The organism is Streptomyces adustus, from assembly GCF_009377175.1.
Lineage (GTDB): Bacteria > Actinomycetota > Actinomycetes > Streptomycetales > Streptomycetaceae > Streptomyces > Streptomyces adustus.
Window position 1 is genome coordinate 1 of record NZ_VJZD01000108.1, and the last position, 21,387, is coordinate 21,387.

23 protein-coding genes and 1 tRNA gene are annotated in these 21,387 nt (G+C 71.9%); 8 read left to right on the forward strand and 16 right to left on the reverse strand.

The genetic code is table 11. The features are described from left to right. The 6 genes from FNH09_RS24645 to FNH09_RS24670 all read right to left on the reverse strand — a co-directional run. On the reverse strand, window positions 1–1,011 hold a 1,011-nt coding region (locus tag FNH09_RS24645), incomplete at its 3' end, for a catechol 2,3-dioxygenase (protein WP_238427074.1). Beyond that, the gene (locus FNH09_RS24650; protein ID WP_338017677.1) at window positions 1,008–2,150 is read right to left on the reverse strand and encodes a 4-oxalomesaconate tautomerase; all 1,143 of its coding nucleotides are present in this window, start codon (window positions 2,148–2,150) and stop codon (window positions 1,008–1,010) included. The genes FNH09_RS24645 and FNH09_RS24650, both read right to left, overlap by 4 nt. After that, complete coding sequence (locus FNH09_RS24655; protein ID WP_152891599.1) at window positions 2,147–2,857, reverse strand: 4-carboxy-4-hydroxy-2-oxoadipate aldolase/oxaloacetate decarboxylase; 711 nt, start codon at window positions 2,855–2,857, stop codon at window positions 2,147–2,149. Before FNH09_RS24655 ends, FNH09_RS24650 begins: the two co-directional genes overlap by 4 nt. Then, window positions 2,854–3,606, reverse strand: coding sequence for a PIG-L deacetylase family protein (locus FNH09_RS24660; protein ID WP_152891600.1), 753 nt, complete (start codon window positions 3,604–3,606; stop codon window positions 2,854–2,856). Before FNH09_RS24660 ends, FNH09_RS24655 begins: the two co-directional genes overlap by 4 nt. Before the next feature lie 185 nt (window positions 3,607–3,791). After that, complete coding sequence (locus FNH09_RS24665; protein WP_152891602.1) at window positions 3,792–4,442, reverse strand: GntR family transcriptional regulator; 651 nt, start codon at window positions 4,440–4,442, stop codon at window positions 3,792–3,794. A 156-nt stretch (window positions 4,443–4,598) separates the two neighbouring features. Further along, on the reverse strand, window positions 4,599–5,108 hold the full coding sequence (locus FNH09_RS24670) for a hypothetical protein (RefSeq protein ID WP_152891605.1): 510 nt from the start codon (window positions 5,106–5,108) through the stop codon (window positions 4,599–4,601). Window positions 5,109–5,238: 130 nt separating this feature from the next. Between FNH09_RS24670 and FNH09_RS24675 the strand changes: the two genes are divergently transcribed. From FNH09_RS24675 to FNH09_RS24685, 3 genes are all read left to right on the forward strand, one after another. Further along, a complete protein-coding gene (locus tag FNH09_RS24675) occupies window positions 5,239–5,583 on the forward strand; it encodes a cupin domain-containing protein (protein ID WP_152891608.1) in 345 nt (114 codons plus the stop codon). Between the two features lie 181 nt (window positions 5,584–5,764). Beyond that, window positions 5,765–6,925 carry a Gfo/Idh/MocA family protein gene (locus tag FNH09_RS24680; protein WP_162469044.1) on the forward strand — a complete coding sequence of 387 codons (1,161 nt, stop codon included), beginning with the start codon at window positions 5,765–5,767 and terminating at the stop codon, window positions 6,923–6,925. A gap of 80 nt (window positions 6,926–7,005) precedes the next feature. Beyond that, the gene (locus FNH09_RS24685; RefSeq protein WP_152891612.1) at window positions 7,006–8,010 is read left to right on the forward strand and encodes a Gfo/Idh/MocA family protein; all 1,005 of its coding nucleotides are present in this window, start codon (window positions 7,006–7,008) and stop codon (window positions 8,008–8,010) included. 37 nt (window positions 8,011–8,047) lie between these two features. Here FNH09_RS24685 and FNH09_RS24690 read toward each other — a convergent pair whose 3' ends face one another. The 6 genes from FNH09_RS24690 to FNH09_RS24715 all read right to left on the reverse strand — a co-directional run bounded on the left by FNH09_RS24690 (window position 8,048) and on the right by FNH09_RS24715 (window position 13,804). After that, window positions 8,048–8,233 (reverse strand): hypothetical protein, encoded by a 186-nt coding sequence (locus FNH09_RS24690; protein WP_152891614.1) that lies wholly within the window; start codon window positions 8,231–8,233, stop codon window positions 8,048–8,050. 69 nt (window positions 8,234–8,302) lie between these two features. Beyond that, on the reverse strand, window positions 8,303–9,556 hold the full coding sequence (locus tag FNH09_RS24695; RefSeq protein ID WP_152891616.1) for a serine hydrolase domain-containing protein: 1,254 nt from the start codon (window positions 9,554–9,556) through the stop codon (window positions 8,303–8,305). Window positions 9,557–9,756: 200 nt separating this feature from the next. Then, on the reverse strand, window positions 9,757–10,623 hold the full coding sequence (locus FNH09_RS24700) for an ATP-binding cassette domain-containing protein (RefSeq protein WP_152891618.1): 867 nt from the start codon (window positions 10,621–10,623) through the stop codon (window positions 9,757–9,759). Window positions 10,624–10,625: 2 nt separating this feature from the next. Then, complete coding sequence (locus tag FNH09_RS24705) at window positions 10,626–11,699, reverse strand: ABC transporter permease (protein WP_152891620.1); 1,074 nt, start codon at window positions 11,697–11,699, stop codon at window positions 10,626–10,628. Window position 11,700: 1 nt separating this feature from the next. Further along, window positions 11,701–12,720 (reverse strand): substrate-binding domain-containing protein, encoded by a 1,020-nt coding sequence (locus FNH09_RS24710; RefSeq protein ID WP_152891622.1) that lies wholly within the window; start codon window positions 12,718–12,720, stop codon window positions 11,701–11,703. Between the two features lie 97 nt (window positions 12,721–12,817). Next, on the reverse strand, window positions 12,818–13,804 hold the full coding sequence (locus FNH09_RS24715) for an aldo/keto reductase (protein ID WP_152891624.1): 987 nt from the start codon (window positions 13,802–13,804) through the stop codon (window positions 12,818–12,820). Between the two features lie 563 nt (window positions 13,805–14,367). Between FNH09_RS24715 and FNH09_RS24720 the strand changes: the two genes are divergently transcribed. Beyond that, window positions 14,368–14,976 (forward strand): hypothetical protein, encoded by a 609-nt coding sequence (locus FNH09_RS24720; RefSeq protein WP_162469040.1) that lies wholly within the window; start codon window positions 14,368–14,370, stop codon window positions 14,974–14,976. Between the two features lie 436 nt (window positions 14,977–15,412). Here the strand turns inward: FNH09_RS24720 and FNH09_RS24725 are convergent. Next, a tRNA-Pro gene (locus FNH09_RS24725) sits at window positions 15,413–15,486 on the reverse strand. A 100-nt stretch (window positions 15,487–15,586) separates the two neighbouring features. Here FNH09_RS24725 and FNH09_RS24730 point away from each other — a divergent pair. From FNH09_RS24730 to FNH09_RS24740, 3 genes are all read left to right on the forward strand, one after another. Beyond that, window positions 15,587–16,105 (forward strand): DUF309 domain-containing protein, encoded by a 519-nt coding sequence (locus FNH09_RS24730; protein WP_152891626.1) that lies wholly within the window; start codon window positions 15,587–15,589, stop codon window positions 16,103–16,105. Between the two features lie 47 nt (window positions 16,106–16,152). After that, entirely contained in the window at window positions 16,153–16,926 is a 774-nt protein-coding gene (gene cobF / locus FNH09_RS24735; protein WP_162469041.1) for a precorrin-6A synthase (deacetylating), read from the forward strand. A 132-nt stretch (window positions 16,927–17,058) separates the two neighbouring features. Beyond that, a complete protein-coding gene (locus tag FNH09_RS24740; protein ID WP_238427076.1) occupies window positions 17,059–17,598 on the forward strand; it encodes a hypothetical protein in 540 nt (179 codons plus the stop codon). Here the strand turns inward: FNH09_RS24740 and FNH09_RS24745 are convergent. Next, the gene (locus tag FNH09_RS24745) at window positions 17,510–18,286 is read right to left on the reverse strand and encodes a cobalt-precorrin-6A reductase (RefSeq protein WP_152891628.1); all 777 of its coding nucleotides are present in this window, start codon (window positions 18,284–18,286) and stop codon (window positions 17,510–17,512) included. The genes FNH09_RS24740 and FNH09_RS24745 overlap by 89 nt on opposite strands. Before the next feature lie 118 nt (window positions 18,287–18,404). Between FNH09_RS24745 and FNH09_RS24750 the strand changes: the two genes are divergently transcribed. After that, window positions 18,405–19,193 carry an HAD-IIA family hydrolase gene (locus tag FNH09_RS24750; RefSeq protein ID WP_152891631.1) on the forward strand — a complete coding sequence of 263 codons (789 nt, stop codon included), beginning with the start codon at window positions 18,405–18,407 and terminating at the stop codon, window positions 19,191–19,193. Window positions 19,194–19,224: 31 nt separating this feature from the next. On the opposite strand, the gene FNH09_RS24755 is transcribed toward FNH09_RS24750, so the two are convergent. Beyond that, complete coding sequence (locus tag FNH09_RS24755; protein WP_152891633.1) at window positions 19,225–20,007, reverse strand: sulfite exporter TauE/SafE family protein; 783 nt, start codon at window positions 20,005–20,007, stop codon at window positions 19,225–19,227. A 97-nt stretch (window positions 20,008–20,104) separates the two neighbouring features. Then, entirely contained in the window at window positions 20,105–21,292 is a 1,188-nt protein-coding gene (locus FNH09_RS24760) for an acetyl-CoA C-acyltransferase (protein ID WP_162469042.1), read from the reverse strand. Between the last annotated feature and the right edge of the window lie 95 nt (window positions 21,293–21,387).

Below are 21,387 nucleotides of genomic sequence, written 5' to 3' on the forward strand. Positions count from 1 at the left end.
ATGTGGAGTGCTCCCGGGACGGAGGGGGGTTGGACCGCGAGGTTCACGATCCACGCCGCATCGCGCGACCGGCGGTGTGCCGTGCGTGTGGAAGGACTGGATCGTCTTCAAGCCCCAGGCCTGCCCCTTGGCGCGCTCCGCCTCGGTCCAGGTGATCAGCGGCCAGTCGGGGGCCAGCACCAGCCGCGTGAGCGGGTTGCACAGCTCGATCCGGTTGCCGCCCGGCTCGTAGACGTACAGGAAGAACGTCTGCTGGATGGCGTGCTTGTGCGGACCGGTCTCGATGAACACACCGCTGTCGATGGCGAGATCGGCGGCGCGCAGGATGTCCTCGCGGGTGTCGGTCGCGAACGCGATGTGGTGCAGCCGGCCGGCCGAGCCGGTCCAGTCCGAGGTGTAGACGACGTCGTACGACTTGTCGGTGAAGGTCAGCCAGCGGGCCGCGATCTTCCCGGTGTCGAGGCGGATCTGCTCGGTGGGCCGGGCGCCCAGCACGTTCTGCTGGAACTCGGCGTTGGCGAGCACGTCGGCGGCCAGGAAGTTGATGTGGTCCAGGCGCCGCACGCCCACGCCCCGGTTCGGCTTGGCCTGCGGCTGGTTCTTCAGGGCCGGCTTGAGCTCGTCCGGGGCCTGGTAGTACTCGCTCTCCCAGTACAGGGCGTGCTCGTGGCCGTCCGGGTCGGTGGTGACGTACACCTTGCCCAGACCCGGTTCGTCCTCGGCCCAGTGGCCGGTGCCGCCCGCCGCCTCGATCGCCTCGATCCGGCGGTGCAGGGCCTCCTCGCTGGAGGTGCGCAGGGCGAGCCGGCCGAGGCCGGGCTGTTCGCGGGCGGTGAGCACCAGGCTGTGGTGCTCGTAGTCGTCGAAGGTGCGCAGATATACGGTGTCGCCCTGCTGCCCGTTGACGGTGAGGCCCAGGTAGTCGGTGAAGAAGGCGACGCTGGCGTCCAGGTCCGGGGTGAACAGCTGGGCGTGGCCGATGTGGGCGATGTCGCCGAGCGGCGGAGTCATCGCTGACCTCCTGGAGATGGTGCGGATGCGGGCGCGGCACACGGTGCCGGGGACCGGAACGGTCCCGTCTCGGCGGACCTGGGGAACACGGTGCCGTCGAAGATCTTGCGAGCCGTGCGGACGACGGCGGTGCGGCGGGCGGTGGGCAGGCCGTCGGGTCCGGCCTCGAGGCTACTTTCGATGTCCAGGAACCCGGTGGGATGCTCGATGCGAACTCGGTCACCCCGGGCCGGGAGCCGGGCGAGCTCGGCGCCCACACCCCCTTCGATCCGAAGGCCCGCGGCGACGCTGGCCGCCCCGAGCACCCCGATCGACGGATGGCAGCGCACCGGAATGAAGGTCCGGGTGGTTATCGCGCCGCCGTCGCGCGGTGCGGCGAGCAGCGTGAGCTTGGGCACGGTGGTGTCCGAGACGTCGCCCAGTCCCATCAGCCGGCCCGCCGCCAGGCGGATCTCCCGCAGCCGGTCGGCCAGCGCGAGGTCCTCCTCCAGGTCCCTGGGGCTCTCGTAGCCGGTGACCTTGAGGTCGGCGGCCGCCACGAGCACGGTCGGCATGCCGTTGTCCACGCAGGTCACCGCGATGCCGCCGATGGTGTCCCGGACGTTCCCGGTGGGCAGCAGCGGGCCCTCGCCCGGCGGGAACTCGATCGTCACGGGGGCGGCCGTACCTGGCACGCCCGAGATCTCGGCGTCCCCCGTGTAGTCGACGCGGCCGCCGGGGGTCGGGAAGGTCGCGGTGGCGAGATCGCCGCTGTTGACCATCCGGATGCGTACGGAGGTGCGCTCAGGGCCCGCCGGGACCAGTCCGCGTTCCACCGCGAACGGGCCGACCCCGGCCAGGATGTTCCCGCAGTTCTGACGGTCGCTCACCTCGGGGCGGTCGACGGCGACTTGGAGGAAGAGGTAGTCGACGTCGGCCCGCGGGTCGGCGGACGGCGAGATCACGCCCACCTTGCTGGTCAGCGGGTGCGCCCCGCCCAGGCCGTCGATCTGCCGCTCGTCCGGGCTGCCCATGACGCGCAGCAGCAGCGCGTCCCGGGCGGCCGGCTCGGCGGGCAGGTCGGCGGCCAGGAAGTAGGCGCCCTTGGAGGTGCCGCCCCGCATCAGCAGGCAGGGCACCTCCTCGGGCCCGCCGGTCACGACCCGGCTCCCTCGCCGGTGTACTCCTCGTAGCTGCGGTACTCGACGCCGAGGCGCACCAGGGTCTCGCGCAGGCCGTAGCGGTCCAGGCCGAGTTCGCCGTCGAGGAAGGCGGCCCGGGTCCTGGCCTCCTTGGCCTCGCGGGCCTCGGACGCCTCGACCGTGGCGCGGGCGCGTTCGCGGGGGACGACCACCACGCCGTCGTCGTCGGCGAGGATCACGTCACCGGGGCGCACGACCTGGCCGTCGATGGCGATCGGCACGTTGACCGAGCCGCCGGTGGCCTTGACCGTGCCCTGCGAGGAGACCGCCCGCGCCCAGGCCGCGAAGCCCATGTCGCGCAGCTCCTGGGTGTCGCGGATACCGGCGTTGGTGACCACGCCCCGCACCCCGCGCCGCTGGAGCGCGGTGGCGAACAGCTCGCCGAACATGCCGTCGGTGGACGGCGACGTGGTGGTCACCACCAGGATGTCGCCCTCGCCGCACTGCTCGACGGCCGCGTGGATCATGAGGTTGTCGCCGGGCCAGCTGAGCACGGTGACCGCGGTGCCCGCGACCCGTACGCCCTGCTGGACGGGACGGATGTCCGGGCCGAGTAGGCCGGTACGGCCCATCGCCTCGCTGACGGTGGCCACGCCGAAGCCGGCCAGCGCGTCGACGTCCTTGGCGTCCGCCTTCGGCGGGCCGGTGACGATCACGCCGCTCATGCCAGCTCCTTGGCGATCTCCGGGTACGGACGCATGTAGGCCTCGGCCATGGTCTTGTGCGCCAGGCCCAGGTTGGGGCCCGCGTTGCGCTTGAGCTGGACACCGCGGCGGACGGCCAGGTCGGTGTAGTAGTCCCACAGGTGCTGCTGGGCGCCGAGGCACTCCATGGCCTTGCGCTTGGTGTCCCACACCTCGGTGATGTCGAGCAGCACCTCGGGCCTGAAGCCGCTCATCTCGGGCTGGTGCGGCTCGAAGAAGAAGACCGGCGGGGCGCCGATGATCTCGCCGGGACCGGGGTAGCCGATCGCCTGGGCGAGTACGCGGGCCTCCAGCGCCATGCGGTTCGCTGCCGGGTGGTCGCCGTTGTAGGGGTCCTCGACCGGGTGGGTGAGGACGACGTCCGGCTGGGTCTCGCGGTAGACCTCGACCAGCTTGTCGGTCAGCTCGGCGGTGGCGACCAGGGGGTAGTCGCCCGCGTCGAAGAAGCGGACCTCGGCACCGAGGGCGGCGGCGGCGCGCTCGGCCTCGTCGCGGCGTATCGCCTTGATCTCGTCGAGCGTCCTGCCCTCGCGCCACGCCTTCGCGGACTCCCCGCGCTCACCGAAGGTCAGGCACGCGATGGTGACCTTCTCCCCCCGGGAGGCGGCCAGGGCGATGGCCCCGCCCGCACGCCAGACGAAGTCCCCGGCGTGCGCGGTGATGACGAGGGTCGAGCGGGGTGGGCCGGCGGGCGCATTGCCATGCGTCATTGCTGGGATCTCTCCTTCTTACGGGCTCGGTCGGCCGCCGGGCGCTGTCGCCTGTGCCGACGGGGCGGGCGCGCTCGGCCCTTCGGGCCCGCGCGCGCACCCTTCCGACACAGGCACGCCCTCTCGGCTCACCGGCCTTGATGGACAGGTACGCGCCCGCCCCGCGTGTGCCGGTCGGCTGCGCGTCAGTCGCGCAGCGCCTCGATCACGCTGACGAGGTGGGCGCGGACGGCCGCTTCGGCCGCCTGCGGGTCCCTGGCCCGGATCGCTTCGATCATGGCCAGGTGCTCGTTCAGGGATTGCTGCGGCCGTCCGGGACGCAGCGCCAACTGGAAGCGGTGCCGCACCAGTTGGGCGTTGAGTCGTTCCAGCAGTTCCTGGGCGGTCCGCTGGTCGGAGAACTCCCGGATCCGGACGTGCAGTTCGTGGTTGAGGTCGGAGTAGGTCACCGGCTCGCCGTCGGCCACGGCCTTGGTCATGGCCGTGCCGAGGTCGGTCAGTTCGCTCAGCTGATCGTCGCTGGCCGCGACGGCCGCCTTCGCCGCGCACAGTCCTTCGAGGACCATGCGGCACTCCGTGATGGCGACCGCTTCGTCCACGGTCACCACCCGCACCCGCGAACCGCGGTTGCGGATGCGCTCGACGAGTCCCTGGGACTCCAGGTCGATGAGCGCGGCCCGGATGCTGGCCCGTGTCACACCGAACTGCTCGGCGAGCTCGTTCTCCACCAACCGCTGCGCCGGTGCCATGTCGCCGTGCAGGATCGCCTGCCGCAGCTGCGCCAACGCGTGCTGCTTGGCCTGCTCCCCGGTGCTCGGACGGGCTTCTGTCGGCATGTGCCCTCCCTGAGTGAGTGCCTGTCGAACCTAAATCTAGCCAAACAAGATTGTCAACAATTTTGTCTGCTGTATTGCGGGCATGATCCGTCCCAGGGCGCGCGTGGTCCGCCGGCGCCGCGGTCCCGGAACGGCGCCGGGTGATCCTTCCGGCCGCTACTTGATGAGGGCGTTCGCGACCACGACGACCAGTCCGAGCAGCGCGTCCCCCAGCCCGACCAGCAGGCACTTGAGCCAGGACCGCCGCAGGCGCCGCGAGGTGACCAGGCCCAGCACGAACAGCAGCGCCATGTTCAGGGCGAACGCCGGATACTCCACCCCGTTCGGCGGCAGCCGGCCCCAGCCCGCCGCGGCCAGCAGCGCCACGGTGGGCAGCACGGCGGCGACCAGCGGCCACTCGTCGACGAGGCTGCGGGCCAGGTCCCAGCGGCGCTGCGGCCGGCGCTCGGCGACATAGTGGGCGTAGCCGTGCGCGAGGGCCGACGCGAGCGCCGTGACCAGCAGCCAGGCGGCGTCGTAGCGACGGCCCGCCTGGTCGGTGCGGCCGTAGCGGGTGAGCGCCGCGACCATCGAGCTGGCCAGTACGGCGCCGTAGACACCGCCGAAGAAGACGGCCTCCAGGGTGTCGTGCCGGTGCCCGTCGGCGGTCGCCGTGGTGTCGGTCATACCTCGACGATCACGCGCACCGGGCACCCGCGCCAGTGCGCGCCGCCGCGACGAAGTGTCCGGTCGCGCGGGCCGATACTGCACATCCTGTCGGCGGCCGCCCGGCGGACCGGCTCGCTAGGGTCGGTCCATGATCCCCAGCTTCGTGGTCCACGTCCCCGACGCCGAGCTCGAACCCGAGCCGCTCGACCCCGCCCAGATCGTCTCCGGCAACCCCGAGGTGACCGGGAAGGTGGTCTGGGAGTCGGACGACGGCCGGCAGCTCCGCGGGGTCTGGCAGATCACGCCCGGCGTCGTCACCGACACGGAGGCCGACGAGCTGTTCGTCGTGGTCAGCGGCTCGGCGACGATCGAGGTCGAGGGCGGGCCCACGCTGCGGGTCGGACCGGGTGACCTGGCGGTGCTGCGTGAGGGCGACCGGACGACGTGGACGGTCCACGAGACCCTGCGCAAGGTGTACGCCATCAACCTGTGACGGCCCGCCGGGCGCCGCGGCCGAGTGTCCGCGCGAGGGCCGGGCAAGGCCTGGCGGGGTCGGGCAGCGCACGGCCGGACAGGGCCGGGCCGGGTGCCGACCGGGGTCTTTGACACCGGGGTCCGCCGCGCCCAGGGTGGGCCGGACGGATACTCCTACCGGTCCAGGAGAGGCTGTCATGGTGCTGCGTACGCTCGGTGTCGCCGTCGTCGGGTTCGGCTGGATGGGCCGGGTGCACTCCCGGGCGTACGCCCGGGTCCGCCACCACTATCCGCACCTGGCGCTGACTCCGCGGCTGGTGGCGGTCGCCGACGACGTGCCGGGCCGGGCCGAGGAGGCCGCCGGGCAGTTCGGGTTCGCCACCGCCGTGCGCGACTGGCGCGAGGTGGCCGCCGACCCACGCGTCGAGGCGGTCAGCGTCACCGCCCCGAACTTCCTGCACCGGGAGATCGGGGTCGCGATGGCCGAGGCGGGCAAGCACCTCTGGATCGAGAAGCCGGTGGGCCTGACGGCCGCGGACGCCCGCGCGGTGGCGGACGCGGTCGCCGGGGCCGGGGTGCAGGGCACGGTCGGCTTCAACTACCGCGGCGCACCCGCCGTGGAGGCCGCCCGCGAGCTGATCGTCTCCGGCGGGATCGGCACCGTCACCCATGCCCGCATCCGGCTGTTCAGCGACTACGCCGCCCATCCGGAGTCCGCACTGACCTGGCGGTACGAGCGTCGGCGGGGCGGCAGCGGAGTGCTCGGCGACCTCGCCTCGCACGGCGCGGACCTGGCCCGGTACCTGCTGGGCGACATCGTCTCGCTGACCGCCGACACGGCCGTCTTCGTCCCGCGGCGGCCCCGCCCGCTCGGCGCCACGGCCGGCCACGAGCGGGCCGCGGGCGGCGAGTCCGGCCCGGTCGAGAACGAGGACTACGTCAGCTGTCTGCTCCGCTTCGCCTCCGGCGCCCGCGGTGTGCTGGAGGCCTGCCGGGTGTCGGTCGGCGAGCAGAACAACTACGGCTTCGCGGTGCACGGCACCCGCGGCGCCGTCTTCTGGGACTTCCGCCGGATGAACGAGCTGGGCGTCAGCCGTGGCACGGACTACCAGGACCAGCCGGTGACCACGCGCCACGTCGGGCCGGGCGACGGCGAGTTCGGCGCCTTCCAGCCAGGCGCGGCGAACGCGATGGGCTACGACGACCTGAAGGTGATCGAGGCGTACCGCTTCCTGCGCTCCGTCGCCGAGGACACCCCGTACGGCGCCGGCCTCGGCGACGCCGTGGCGAGCGCGGCCGCGCTGGACGCGATGGCCCGGTCGGCACAGCACGGCGGCTGGGTCGACGTGGCGCCGTCGTAGGCGGGTTGATCGGGGTATTTGTACGGACAAGAATGGCGGTCAGGCATCGCCCGCCCCGTACCCAAGGAGCGTCCGTCCCCATGCGCATCGGAATCCTCGGCCTCGGCCGCATCGGCGCCTTCCACGCCGAGACCCTCTCCGCCCTCGACGCCGTTCAGTCGCTCGTCGTCGCCGACCCGTTCGCCCAGGCGGCCAAGGCGGCGGGCGAGCGGTTCGGCGCCGAGGTCGCGGACTCGCCCGAGGAGCTGCTGGCCGCCGGGGTGGACGGCGTCGTGGTGGCGGCGGCGACCGATGCCCACCCGGCGCTGATCCTGGCCGCCGTGGACGCGGGTGTCCCGGTCTTCTGCGAGAAGCCCGTGGCGCGCACCATGCGCGAGGGCGTCGAGGTGATGAAGGCGGTCCGGGGCCGTGGTGTTCCGGTCCAGATCGGCTTCAACCGCCGCTTCGACGCGGGCTTCGTCGCGGCCCGTGCGGCCGTCCGCTCCGGCGAGCTGGGCAGGCTGCACACGATCCGGTCGACCACCCTGGACCCGGCGCCGCCGCCGGCCGCGTACGTCGCCGCCTCGGGCGGCATCTTCCGCGACTGTTCCGTGCACGACTTCGACATCATCCGCTGGGTGACGGGCCGTGAGGTGACCGAGGTGTACGCGGTCGGCGGCAACCGCGGCGCCGACTTCATCCGGGAGGCCGGTGACGCCGACACCACGGGCGCGGTCCTCACCCTGGACGACGGCACGATCGCCCTGGTCTCCAACAGCCGTCACAACGGCCGCGGTTACGACGTCCGACTGGAGCTGCACGGCTTCTCGGACTCGATCGCCGTCGGACTCGACGACAAGCTGCCGCTGCGCTCGGTGGAACCGGGCGTGCGTTTCCCGGCCGGTGTCCCGCACGACTTCTTCATGGACCGCTTCGGCGACGCCTACCGAGCCGAACTCGCCGCGTTCACCGAGGTCGTCGTCGGCACCCGGCCGTCCCCGTGCACGGTCGCGGACGCGCTGGAGGCCGGGTGGGTCGCGGAGGCGTGCACGCTGTCGCTGCGCGAGCACCGGCCGGTACGGATCGACGAGGTGCGGTCCGCCTGACGGGCGGCCCGGGCTTACCGTCGCCGTCACCGTCGGCTCAAAGGCAGTAGCGCACCAGCCACTCGTCCGGGTCGTAGGCGTTGCGCGCCGGGTCCGGCGCGGTGGCCGGCCGCTCCTCGACCGTGTCCTGCGGCCGGATCCGCTCCGGCAGAGCGCCGAACCGCGCCTGCCGCCGCGCCTCCGCGGTGTCCGGCACCGTCTCGTCGTGCTCCGTGTGCGTCAACTCGGCCTCCCCGTAGCAATGTCCGTCCACGTGTCCGGCACGCGGGCGCCTTCACCGCTTCGACGTATTTCACCGGGCCGCGGGTTCCGCCGGAAGGTTGAAGACATGGTCAGGAGAGATGATCTTGGTGATCGCCTCGCCGAGGACGGTGCTCGGCTCGGTGCCCTTGTAGTCGACATCGGTGTTGATGAGCACGACCAGCGTCGCCTGCGCCGAAGGCAGGTAGACGGTCAGCGACTCGTAGCCCGGCAGCGAGCCGTTGTGGCCGATCCAGCCCCTTACATTGAAAATGCCGAGGCCGTAACCGACGTCCGGGACCGGGGTCGCCGGAGTGGTCAGCCGCTGCTTCTGGACGGCGGGGCTGACCATGGTGTTCCCGTCGGGCAGGACGCCCGTGGCGACCGTCCGCGCCCAGATCCGCAGGTCGTCCAGGGTCGAGACCATCGCGCCCGCGGTCCAGGCCCAGGAGGTGTTCCAGCCCGCGGCGTCCTCGACCTGCCCGCTGGCGGTCTGGTTCGTGTAGCCCTGCGCGTGCGGCTCCGGGAACTCGGCCCCGGTCGGGAGGAGGCTGTGGCCCATCCCGGCCGGCTTCAGGATGTGGTCGCGGATGTAGTCCTCGACGTTCTGCCCGGAGAGCTTCTCGACGACCAGGCCGAGCAGGATCAGATTGGTGTTGGAGTAGTCGAACTTCTGACCCGGCTGGAACAGCACCGGGTGCTTGAACGCGTAGTCGAGGAGCTGCTGAGGCGTGAAGGAGCGCTGCGGGTCGGACGTGAGGGCCTTGAAGAAGCCGTCGTCGTCCGTGTAGTTGAACAGGCCGCTGCGCATCCCGGCCAGCTGGCGCAGGGTGATCCGGTCCCCGTTGGGCACACCGTCGACGAACCGGTCGATCGTGTCGTCGAGACCGGCCTTCTTCTGGTCGACCAGTTGCAGCAGCGCCGTGACGGTGAACGTCTTGGTCTCGCTGCCGATCCGGGTGTACAGGTCCGTCGACATGGCCCGCCCGTCGCTCTTGTCGGCGACCCCGAAGGCCTTCACGTACTGCCCCTGGTCGGGCGTCCAGATGCCAACGCTCGCACCGGGGATGCCCGCCTCTTTGATCACATGCTGCACGGTCGCGTCCAGGAGGCGCTGCACGGGCGGGGTGAGATCGCGGACGCCGCCGGCGGAGGGGGACGGCAGCCGCGGGTAGGCGGCGGTGGCGGCGCCCGGACCGGTCGGCGGCGCGGCCAGGGCCGACCCGCCGGCGACCGGCACCATGAGCATCCCCACCGCGGTGGCGAGGACGGCTCCCCTGCGCAGTCGTATACCCGCGTGCGTCATGGGCCAGCTCCTCCGTGCGGAGACAGAAGGAAGCGGATCCGCCTGGTCGTCGCCTCGCGCGGCGAAGGCCGGACGGCCCCGCATCCCCTCAGCATAAAAGCGGCCGTACGCCACCGCCTGTCGACGACGGCGCGACGCCCGTGCCCCGCTCGCCCGCCGCTCGGCGTGCGAGCGGGGGCGGAAGACGGCTCGGAGCCGGTCTACGCCTCCGGCAGTTCCTCGACGTCGACCCCGTGCACCTGGGCCAGTTCATGTCTGAGCGCGGCGAGTTCGGCCCCGCCGGCCATGTGGTGGGTGAGTTCCTGCAAGGTCACCTCGGCGCGGTCGGCGGCGAGTTCCAGGGTGCCCAGGCGCAGCACGCTGAAGTGGTCGCCGACCAGGTAGGCGTGGTGCGGGTTGTGGGTGATGAAGACGACGCCGAGGCCGCGCTCGCGGGCGGCGGCGATGTACTTGAGCACGACACCGGACTGCTTGACACCGAGCGCGGCCGTCGGCTCGTCCAGGATCAGCACCCGGGCGCCGAAGTGCACGGCGCGGGCGATCGCCACGCACTGGCGCTGGCCGCCGGAGAGCGTGCCGACGGGCTGTTCCAGGTCGTCCAGGACGATGCCCATGCTGCGCAGTTCCCGGTCCGCGGTCCGCTTCATGCCCTCGATGTCGAGGCGGCGCAGCGGCCAGCGGCCGCGCGTCGTCTCCGAGCCCAGGAAGAAGTTCCGCCAGACCGGCATGAGCGGGACCGTGGCCAGGTCCTGGTAGACGGTGGCGATGCCCAGGTCCAGGGCCTCGCGCGGGGAGCCGAAGCGCACCGGCACGCCGTCGACGAGGAGTTCGCCCTCGGTGTGCCGGTGCAGCCCCGAGATGATCTTGATGAGGGTGGACTTGCCCGCGCCGTTGTCGCCCAGGACGCAGGTCACCCGGCCGGGGCGGACCGCCAGGTCGACGCCGTGCAGGGCGCGGATGTTGCCGTAGGACTTGCCCGCGCCCCGCAGTTCGACGACGGGCGCGTCCCGCTCCGGCGGGTGGTCCTCGCGGCCGGCATCCTGCGGACCGCTGCCGTGGACAGTCATGCTCACCTCCGGGTCGCCGTACGACGGACCCACAGATTGACGAGGGCCGCGACCAGGAGCATCACGCCGAGGAACGCCTTGAACCAGTCGGGATTCCAGTTGGCGTAGACGATGCCCTGGTTGACCATGCCGAAGATGAAGGCGCCGATGACCGGGCCGATCGCCGAGCCGTAGCCGCCGGTCAGCAGGCAGCCGCCGATGACCGCGGCGATGATGTAGAGGAACTCGTTGCCGACGCCCTCGCCCGACTGCACCGTGTCGAACGAGAACAGCAGGTGCATGCCGACGAACCAGGCGCCGGCCCCCACTCCCATGAAGAGGACGACCTTGGTGCGGTCGACGGGCACGCCGACCGCGCGGGCGCTGTCCTGGTCGCCGCCGACCGCGAAGATCCAGTTGCCGAACCGGGTACGCAGCAGCAGCCAGGTGGCGGCCGCGGCGAGCACCAGCCAGTAGACGATGGTGATCTTGAAGTCCACTCCCCCGACGGTGAACTCGGAGGCGAAGACCTTCCTGGCCTGGCCGAAGCCGTCCATGTCCGCGATCGAATCGCTGGCGACATTGTCGGTGAAGATCTTCGTGACGGCGAGGTTGGCGCCCTGGAGGATCAGGAAGGAGCCCAAGGTCACCAGGAAGCTGGGCAGACCGGTCCTGATCAGCAGCCAGCCGTTGAAGGCGCCGACGGCCAGGGAGACGACCAGCGCCACGGCCACGCCCGTCCACACGTTCACCGTGAACTGGAAGCTCAGCACGGCGGCGGTCAGCGCCGAGGTGGTGACCGCGACACCGGCGGACAGGTCGAACTCGCCGCCGATCATCAGCAGCGCCACCGGCAGCGCCATGATGCCCATGACGGACGCCTGGTACAGGACCGTGGACAGGGCGCCCGCGGTACGGAACGAAGGGGCGACGGCGAAGAAGAAGAGGTACACGCCGATCGCGGCGATCAGCGCGCCCACCTCCGGGCGGGCCAGCAGTCTGCGCACCGGGGAGCGCCGGGTGCCGCGCCCGTCCGTGCGGCCGGCCGGCGGGGCCGGCGGCGAGGCGCTCGCCGCCGGTGCCGTTGCTCGGTTCATCTCAGCGGGTGCCCTTCGCGGCGAACGCGGCGACCTTGTCGACGTTGGACTTGTCGACGAAGGCCGGACCGGTCAGCACCGGCTGCTCCCCGCCGCCGCTGTAGTTGCCGTTGTTCTTGTAGAGCCACAGGGAATCCACCGCCAAGTACCCCTGGAGGTAGGGCTGCTGGTCGACGGCGAACTGGATGTCGCCCTTGGAGATGGCGCCGGTGAGCTGCTTGTTGAGGTCGAAGGTGGCGATCTTCGCCTTGCTGCCCGCGTCCGCGACCGACTGCACCGCGGTCAGCGCGTACGGCGCGCCGAGGGCGACGACGTAGTCGACGGCGCCGTCCTGCTTCAGCTTGGCGGTGATGGTGGACTTCACGGACGGCATGTCGGTGCCGTTGACGTAGAGCGTCTGCGTGGTGCCCCGGAAGGTCTTCTTCAGGCCGTCGCAGCGCTGGGTGAGGCCGACGTTCCCCTGTTCCTGGATCACACAGATGGTGTTCTTGGCGCCGACCTCGTTCAGCTTCTTGCCGAACGCCTCGCCCGCCACGCTCTCGTCCTGCCCGAAGAACGACATCAGACCGAGGTTCTTCCAGTCGCTGAGACCGGAGTTGAGGCCCACCACGGGTATCCCGGCCGCTTCCGCCTTGCCCGCCACGGCCTTCATCGCGTCCGGCTTGGCCAGGGTGATCGCGATGCCGTCGACCTTCTGGTCGATGGCGTTCTGGACCAGGTTGGCCTGGGCGCCGGCGTTCGGGTCGGCGGAGTAGACCAGCTTGATGTTGTCCTTGTCGGCGGCGGCCTGCGCGCCCTTGTGGACGATGTCCCAGAAGGTGTCGCCGGGGGCCTGATGGGTGACCAGCGCGACCGTCATCGCGGGGGTGCCGGCCTTGCCCGCGGCCGCGCCGTCCCCGCCCTCCTCGGCCTTCTTGCCGCCCGAACCGCTGGAGCAGCCCGCGAGGATCAGGGCCGCCACGGCGGCCAGCGCCGCCAGGGGTGCCGATCTGCGGGAGCGGACATGCGAAGAGCGATCCATGTTTCCTGCACCTCACTGTGCGACGGGGGAACGCCTGGTCGGCTTCCAGACCTACCCGCTGCGATCGGGCGTATCCCTGACGACGGCGGGCACCGGGTCAGTACGCCTCGTCCAGCCGGGCCCGCTGACCGCTTGTCAGTTCCAGTTCCACGGCCGCGAGGTTCTCCTCCAGCTGGGCCACCGAGGACGCCCCGGCCAGCGGGACGACGGGCAGCGATCCGCCCAACTGCCAGGCCAGGACGACCTGGTTGACCGTCGCTCCCGTCTCCCGGGCCACTTCGCGCAGCACGGTCAGACGGGCCGGGGTGCCGGGGTGGTCGTAGTCCGGCGGGAGCGGCTTGTCCGTACGGGTGTAGGCGCCGCCCACCAGCGGCGAGTAGGCGACCAGGGTCAGCCCGGGCTCCGCCCGCAGATAGCCGAGGAGTTGACCGTCCGCACCGCCCAGGCTGCCGTCCGGGAAGAGCCCCCTCGGCATGTCGGTACGCGGGCGCAGATGGCTGTGCTGGTACTGGAGCACCTCGTAGCCGGGCAGCCCCGCCGCCGCAGCGAGGGCACGGGCCCGCTCCACCCGCCACACGGCCTGGTTGCTCACCCCGAGCAGGCCGACGGTGCCCTCGGCGACCAGGGCCGCGAACCCTTCGACCGTCTCCTCGAGCGGGACGGTGAAATCGTCTATGTGGGCGTAGAGCAGGTCGAGCCGCTCCATACCGAGCCGCTCGCGGCTGCGCTCGGCGGCCTCGCGGATCACCTTCGCCGACAGCCCCTCCGGATTGTCGACGAAGCCCGTGCCGGGGGCCAGCGGCCGGGCGCCCAGCTTGGTCGCGACGACGATCTCGTCGCCGACGCCCCGGCTGCGCCGCCAGCGGCCCAGCAGCTCCTCGCTCTGACCGCCCTGGCCGCCGTCCTCCCAGAAGGCGTAGTTGTTCGACGTGTCGATGAAGGTGCCGCCCGCCTCGACATAGCGGTCGAGGACGGCGAAGGAGGTCTTCTCGTCCGTGCGCGAGCCGAACAGCATCGCACCCAGCGCGAGCACGCTCACCTCACGGCGGGTCCGCGGATCGGTGCCTATCGTGCGGTACTTCATGATGATTCCTCCCGTTCGCCCACGTTCGAGGCGCGCGAAACGGGAGTCTGCTGCTTGAAGAGCACTTGAAGTCAAGTACCGCCGACAGCAGTCGCGCGCAGCAGCTCAGTGGGCCGCCGACGTCGGCGACGCCGAGGCTCCCGGCCTTCCCTGCCGAGTATCCCGCCAGGCGCTCGACAAGGCCGTACAGCGTGCGGGTCGCCGTTGTTGCGTTGCCGGACCATTCGGTTGGTTTCCGCTGCGCTCTTCGAGATGCACGACGAATGGATCGCCTTGCCTCACCGCCGCCCCCGAAGGGGATATGGGCGATATCTACCGCAAACTCTCTTTTGGTTCCTCCGCGTTACCCCAACGCACCGCGATGCAAACGCCAGTTGATCCCCAGCACCATGACGAGGGACACTACCTGGCGGATGCGTTTTCCCGACCGCATAGCACTCGCTTCGGCATCCTCCCGTGCAGGTCATCGGAGGCCATTTACCCAAAGATTACTGGGCAGTTGACCTCGCGGTTTCGTGGTAGCGTCCCTGTTCGGAGGGACAGTGCAACCTGAAAGGGAAATCGTGAACACGGAGAAGATCGCCGCTCGCCGCCTCTCGCTGGAAGAGGTGACGAAGCTCGGCGTGAAGGACAGGGTCTTCGTTTCCGCCGACACGGCAGAACTCAAGCTTCCCGAGTGCTTTGTCCCTGCTTTTCTGACCAAGTCCGGTGAGGATTTCGAGGGCGGCTCGATCACGGCGAGAACCGTATTCCGGGAAGAGGTCTCCCTCCTTCCCGACGACGAGAATGAAGCCGGAATCTACTTGGCCGACGAGAACAGCTCGGTGACCATCGAGGTCCTCCAGTCCGCCGGCGTCGTGCTGGACCTGGCACTTTTCGTCCCTGGTGGGGACAAGGGTGCCCTCACGGCCCTTTACGCTGCGGCCCGGCAGGCGTTCGGCGCCGACATCGTGCAGATCTGGCGCCAGGGCCTCAAGGAGGTTCCCGACGTGAAGGTCGACATCTTCGAGGAGCAGATTCCCCGGGGGCGCAAGGGGGGCGACAGCGTCAAGCGTGACCGTCGCGCGATCGACACCTACCCCACCCGTGCGGACTTCATCGAGTTCTCCGCGGGGTGGAAGCCGGTCGTCGAGATTCACCGGCCGGTTGTCGACGACACCCCGACCATCTGAGGCGGCGTTACCTCTAGGTCTCGGCCTGAGGGAACTCCGAGAACGCATGCGCCGGACCCGGTCGCCGAATCCGCCTCGGACGGCGACCCGGTCCCGACAGTTACCGGCCTCGGCCGTGCGGACGTCGAACGCCACCACTTCCTCGCCATTGCCGCTTTCACCACAGCCGGCGTCGCCATGCCGCTCTCGCCTGCGAATCAGACCCTCATGGTCATGCGGCCCGGATGATGCGCGCCCTCGCCCACCGAGGAGATCCGCTCACGGCCGCCAGGGCGGCGCTCTCGGCCCACTTCAGCGTGCTGCACTCGCTGCCGAGCCCGATCGTCGTGACCCGCTGACCCCGGTCAAGGACGCCGGTCCCGGCCAATCCCCAGGAATGATCAAGGGCCGGTTTCGGATACCTCCGAAACCGGCCCTGACCTACGACTGTCTCCAGTCGGGACGACAGGATTTGAACCTGCGACCCCTTGACCCCCAGTCAAGTGCGCTACCAAGCTGCGCCACGTCCCGGTGCGGTTCCCGCGGCGAACCGCGTGATCACGCGGTCCGTACTTTACCCCACTGCGGGGGCTGCGCCGAAGGGGACGCCCGGCGCGCGACAATCGGCGGTATGAGCGGCACAGCGGACGCGGGCGGCGCACGGGACCGGGATGGCGAGGGGCGGGCCCGCAGCGCCCGGCCCCGGGACGGCCTGGGACGGCCGCTGCCCTACGGCGCGGCGGGCGTGGAGCGCCAGCCCGAGGGTGTCCTGCGCACCCCCGAGCAGACCGTCGCCGAGGCGCAGGCGCTGCTGGACGACGGGAAGCCGTTCCATGCGCACGAGGTCTTCGAGGACGCCTGGAAGTCCGGCCCCGACCGGGAACGGACCCTGTGGCGCGGGCTGGCCCAGCTCGCGGTGGGACTCACGCACGCGGCCCGGGGGAACGCCACCGGCGGGGCACGGCTGCTGCGGCGCGGGGCGGCGGCCGTGGAGGAGTGGGCGGCCGACTCCGACGTCCCGCCGTACGGGCTGGACCTCCCGGGGCTGGCCGGCTGGGCGCGGGAGCTGGCGGGCGAGGTGGAGAGCGGCCGGGGCGAGGTGGACGCGCGGGAGCGGGCGCCGCGGCTGCGGGGGCGCACCGCCGGGTGACTGGACCCGCACCGCCCGGTGTCGGTGCCGTACGGCAGACTCGGGGCGTGCGAAGGATTCATGTCATCGGTATCGGCGCGGGCGACCCCGACCAGCTAACGCTCCAGGCGGTCAGGGCGCTGCGCAGCACGGACGTCTTCTTCATCCTCGACAAGGGCGAGGTGAAGAGCGACCTGACACAGCTGCGCCGGGACATCCTCGACGCGCACCTGCCGGAGGGGACGTACCGCCTGGTGCAGGCGCGCGACCCGGAGCGGGACCGGGCCGCGGGCGGCGGCGCGTACTCCCCGGCCGTCGGCGACTGGCGCAGCGCCCGCGCCGGCATCTACGAGCGGCTGATAGCCGAGGAGCTGGGCGAGGACGACAGCGGCGCGTTCCTGGTCTGGGGCGATCCCGCGCTGTACGACAGCACGATCGGGATCCTGGAGGAGGTGCTCGGCCGGGGCGAGGTCGCCTTCGAGTACGACGTCGTGCCGGGCATCAGCAGTGTCTCGGCGCTCGTCGCCCGGCACCGCACCGGACTGAACAGGGTGGCGCGTCCGGTGCAGATCACCACGGGCCGGCGGCTGGCCGAGGGGTTCCCGCAGGACGTGGACGACGTGGTCGTGATGCTCGACGCGCACCAGACCTTCCGGCAGTACGCCGACCAGGACATGGACATCTACTGGGGCGCCTACATCGGCACCCCGGACGAGATCCTCGCCTCGGGCCCGATCGCCGAGGCCGCCCCGCGCATCGAACGGCTGCGGGCCGAGGCCCGCGAACGCAAGGGCTGGATCATGGACACGTATCTGCTGCGCCGCAATCCCGACGTGCGGTAGGCACCCGGCCGCCCGGCACTCGGGAGCCCCGGCACCCGGATACTCCGTACTCAGGTGCCCGGCACCCCGAAGTCCCCGGCCGCGGGCCGAAATCCGGGTGCCGGGTGCGGCGGCGGTCGCCACACTCGGGGCATGTCCCCAACCCCCGTCCGCTTCTACGATCCCGGTGTCACCGACGACCACTTCAGGTTGTCGGCGCTGGTGCGCTGCCCGCGCTGCGAGCGGGTCGCCCACTTCGAGTGGCGGACGGGCGCCGCCGCGGACGGGCAGGGCCGGTGCCGTGCGCCGCAGCGGGTGGTATGCCGGTCCTGCGGCCTGTCGCGGATCTCGGGCCCGGGACACTGCTGGACGAGGCCGCCCCTGTGGCTGGAGACCACCACCCGGCACGGCACGATCTGGGCGTACAACCTCGAACACCTCGACCTGCTGCGGCGGTTCGTGGCCGCGTCGCTGAGGGAGCGGGCGCCCTGGTACGAGCACGGGCGGAAAATGACGTACGTGGCCCGGCTGCCCGCCTGGATCAAGAGCGCCAAGAACCGGGACGAGGTGCTGCGCGCCATCGACCGGCTGCGGGCCTCGGTGGTCAGCGGGGACCCGGGTCTGGCCGATCGAGGCCCAGGCGGTCGAGGTCCAGCCGGTCGAGGACCCCGGCGGCATCGGGCACCGGTGTGACGCCCTCGGGCAGCGCAGGCCGTCGTACGACCACCACCGGCAGCCCCAGCTCACGGGCCGCCGTGAGTTTGGCCGCCGTCGCCGCTCCCCCGCTGTCCTTCGTCACCAGCACGTCGATCCGGTGCGCGCGCAGCAGCCGGGACTCGTCGGCCAGGGTGAACGGTCCGCGCGCCGCGACCACCACGGTGTCCGGTGGCATCGGCGGCTCGGGCGGCTCCACCGACCGTACGACGAAGTGGAGTTCCGTCAGCCGCGCGAAGGCCGCGAGGCCGAGCCGTCCGGTGGTCAGCAGGACCCGTCGGCCGATTTCCGGCAGCAGTGCGGCGGCCGCCTCCAGGGAGTCGACGGAGTGCCACCGGTCCCCCGGGCCGGGCCGCCAGCCCGGGCGGCGCAGCACGACCAGCGGTAGTCCGGTGGCCGCCGTGGCGCGGGCCGCGTGAGCGGTGATGCCCGCGGCGAAGGGGTGCGTGGCGTCGGCCACGGCGTCCACCCGGTGCTCGCGCAGCCAGTCGGCGAGCCCCTCCGCACCGCCGAACCCCCCGATCCGCACGTCCCCTTCGAGAGCCGCCGGCCGGGACACGCGTCCGGCGAGGGAGGTGGTCACCCGCACCCCGGGGCGAGCCGCGAGGTCGGCGGCGAGGAGGCGGGCCTCGGTGGTGCCGCCGAGGACCAGGATGTGCGTGGACATGACGACGAGCCTACGGGGCCGCGGTCCGCCTTTCCGGCAGGCGGGTGTGCCGGTGAGCGGTCCGCCGGGTGGGTGGTGTCCGCGGGCCGGGGGCGGCCGCGGTCGCTATCGTCCCCCCATGGAGTCAGTGCGTGCCGTCCTGGTCGACATCGACGGTGTTCTCACCGTGTCGTGGCAGCCGCTGCCCGGCACGGTCGAGGCACTGCGCAGGATCCGCGACGCGGGGCTCGGGGTCGTGCTGGTGACCAACACGACGTCCCGGACCCGGGGGTCGATCGCGGCCGTCCTCGGGGACGCGGGGTTCCCGGTCACCGCCGAGGACGTGCTCACCGCGCCCGCCGCCACCGCCGCCCATCTCGCCGAACGGCGGCCGGGTGCCCGCTGCGCGCTGCTGAACTGCGGGGAGATCGCGGAGGACCTCACGGGCGTCACGGTGCTCGACGACGGTGACACCGGCACGGTGCCGGACGTCGTGATCGTCGGGGGTGCGGGTCCCGGGTTCGACTACGCCGCCCTGAACCGGGCGTTCGCCCATCTCCAGCAGGGGGCGCGGCTGGTCGCCATGCACCGCAATCTCTACTGGCGGACGGACCGGGGGCTGCAACTGGACTCCGGAGCGTTCCTGCTGGGACTGGAGGCTGCGGCACGCACGGAGGCCGAGGTCACCGGGAAGCCGTCGCGCGCGTTCTTCGAGGCCGCGCTGGCCCGGCTCGGCGCCGCTCCCGGCGAGGCGCTGATGGTGGGCGACGACATCGAGTCGGACGTACTGGCGGCCCAGCGCGCCGGTCTGACCGGGGTCCTGGTGCGGACCGGAAAGTACCTTCCCGAGACCCACCGGAACGCGAGCGGCACCCCGGACCATGTGATCGACTCGTTCGCGGACCTTCCCGGCCTGCTGGGGCTGTAGCCGCCGGACGGCGGGCCGGGGCCGGTGCCGCCTACCGCAGCAGGAGCTGTACGCCTCCCACGACGGTCGCGGCGATCACCAGCCGTTCGAACAGCCGCTGGTCGATCCTTTTCGCGGCCCAGGTGCCGAACACCGCGCCGGGCACGACGAACAGCGCGAGTGCCGCGTCGAGGAGCAGCGAGCGGCCGTCGATCAGGCCGAGGCCCACGCTGAAGGGCACCTTGCCGACGTTCACGATCAGGAAGAAGAAGGCCGAGGTGCCCAGGAAGCCCAGCTTCCGGAAGCCCGCCGACAGCAGGTACAGCGACATCACCGGGCCGCCCGCGTTGGCGACCATGGTCGTGAAGCCGCCGAGCACTCCGTACGAGCGGGCCTTGATCCGGCCCGCCCGGCCGGTGACGGCGTCCGGTTCGTCCCCGTCCTCCGCCGCGTCGGACCGGCGGCGCCGCCACACCGTCACCCCGGCCATCAGCAGCAGGATCGCGCCGATCGAGGTCCGTACCGCGCCGTCGTCGGCCCACTCCAGGAACAGGGTGCCGACGACCACGCCCGCCGCCACCGCCGGGAACAGCTTCAGCAGCGTGGGCCAGTGGGCGTGCCGCCGGTAGGTGCGGACCGCGAGCAGGTCGCCGGCGATCAGGACCGGCAGCAGCACACCGGTGGAGGCGCGGGCGGGCAGCACCGCCGCGAAGATCGCGAGGCTGACCGTGTTGGCCCCGCTGACGGCCGTCTTCGAGAAGCCGACCAGCAGCGCCGCGAAGGCGAGGGCGGCGAACTCCCAGCCGGATATGTGCCAGAGCGTCATCGTGTTCATGCGGAGGCCGATGCTATGCGCACGCAACCCGCGCCCGTGAGCGCCGTCCCACCCGGCGCCCCCTGCCGCCCGGCAGGCGGGAATTGTCAGACAGGGCCTAGGAGCGCTCGACCAGCACCGCGCTGCCCTGGCCGACCCCGACGCACATGGTGGCCAGGCCCCGCCGGCCCCCGGTCCGGCGCATCCGGTGGAGCAGGGTGGTGAGGATGCGGGCGCCGGAGCAGCCGAGCGGGTGGCCGAGGGCGATGGCGCCGCCGGTGGGGTTGACGAGCTCGGGGTCGATGCCGAGTTCGTCGACGCAGGCGAGGGCCTGGGCGGCGAACGCCTCGTTGAACTCGGCCTCCTGGAGGTCGCCGATCGCCCAGCCGGCCCGGGCGAGCACCTTGCGGGTGGCGGGGACCGGCCCGATGCCCATCACGTCGGGGTGGACCCCCGCCGAGCCGCCCGCCACATAGCGGCCCAGCGACTCCAGGCCCAGTTCCTCCAGTACCTCCTCGCTGACCAGGAGCAGGCCCGCGGCGCCGTCGTTCATGGGCGAGGCGTTGCCCGCGGTGACCGTGCCGCCCTTGCGGAAGACGGGCTTGAGGCCCGCCAGCCGCTCGTAGGAGGTGTCCTCGCGGATGCATTCGTCGGCGTCGACGACCACGCCGTCCGCCCGCCGCACCGGCAGGAGTTCGGCGTCGAAGTGGCCGTTCTTGCGGGCCTCCGCGGCGAGCCGGTGGCTGCGCAGGGCGAACTCGTCCTGCCGTTCACGCGGGACGCCGTACCGTTCGGCCACCTCCTCCGCCGTCTCGCCCATCGCCAGCAGTCCGTGCAGGTCCTTCATCGCGGGGTTGACCAGGCGCCAGCCGAGCCGGGTGTCGACGGTCTCGATGCGGTGGGGCAGGGCCTCGTCGGGGCGCGGCAGCACGAAGGGGGCCCGGCTCATCGACTCGGAGCCGCCCGCGAGGACGATCTCGGCCTCGCCCGCGGCGATGGTGCGGGCCGCGGTGGTGACGGCCTCCAGGCCGGAGGCGCACAGCCGGTTCACGGTGGCGCCCGGCACGGACTCGGGCAGGCCGGCGAGCAGGGCGGCCATCCGGGCGACGTTGCGGTTGTCCTCGCCGGCCTGGTTGGCGGCGCCCCAGTAGACGTCGTCGATGCGGGCCGGGTCGAGCGCGGGCACGTCCGCGACCAGCCCGCGGATCACAGTCGCGGCGAGGTCGTCGGGCCGTACGGCGGACAGGGAGCCGCGCAGCTTGCCGATGGGGGTGCGGCGGGCGGCCGCGAAGTGGACGGGGCGCACGACAGGACTCCTGACCGTCATCGCCGGGCCGGCGGCCGGACCGCGGGGCGTCCGGCCGCCGGGCACCGGACCTGACACCGGGCATCGAATTAATT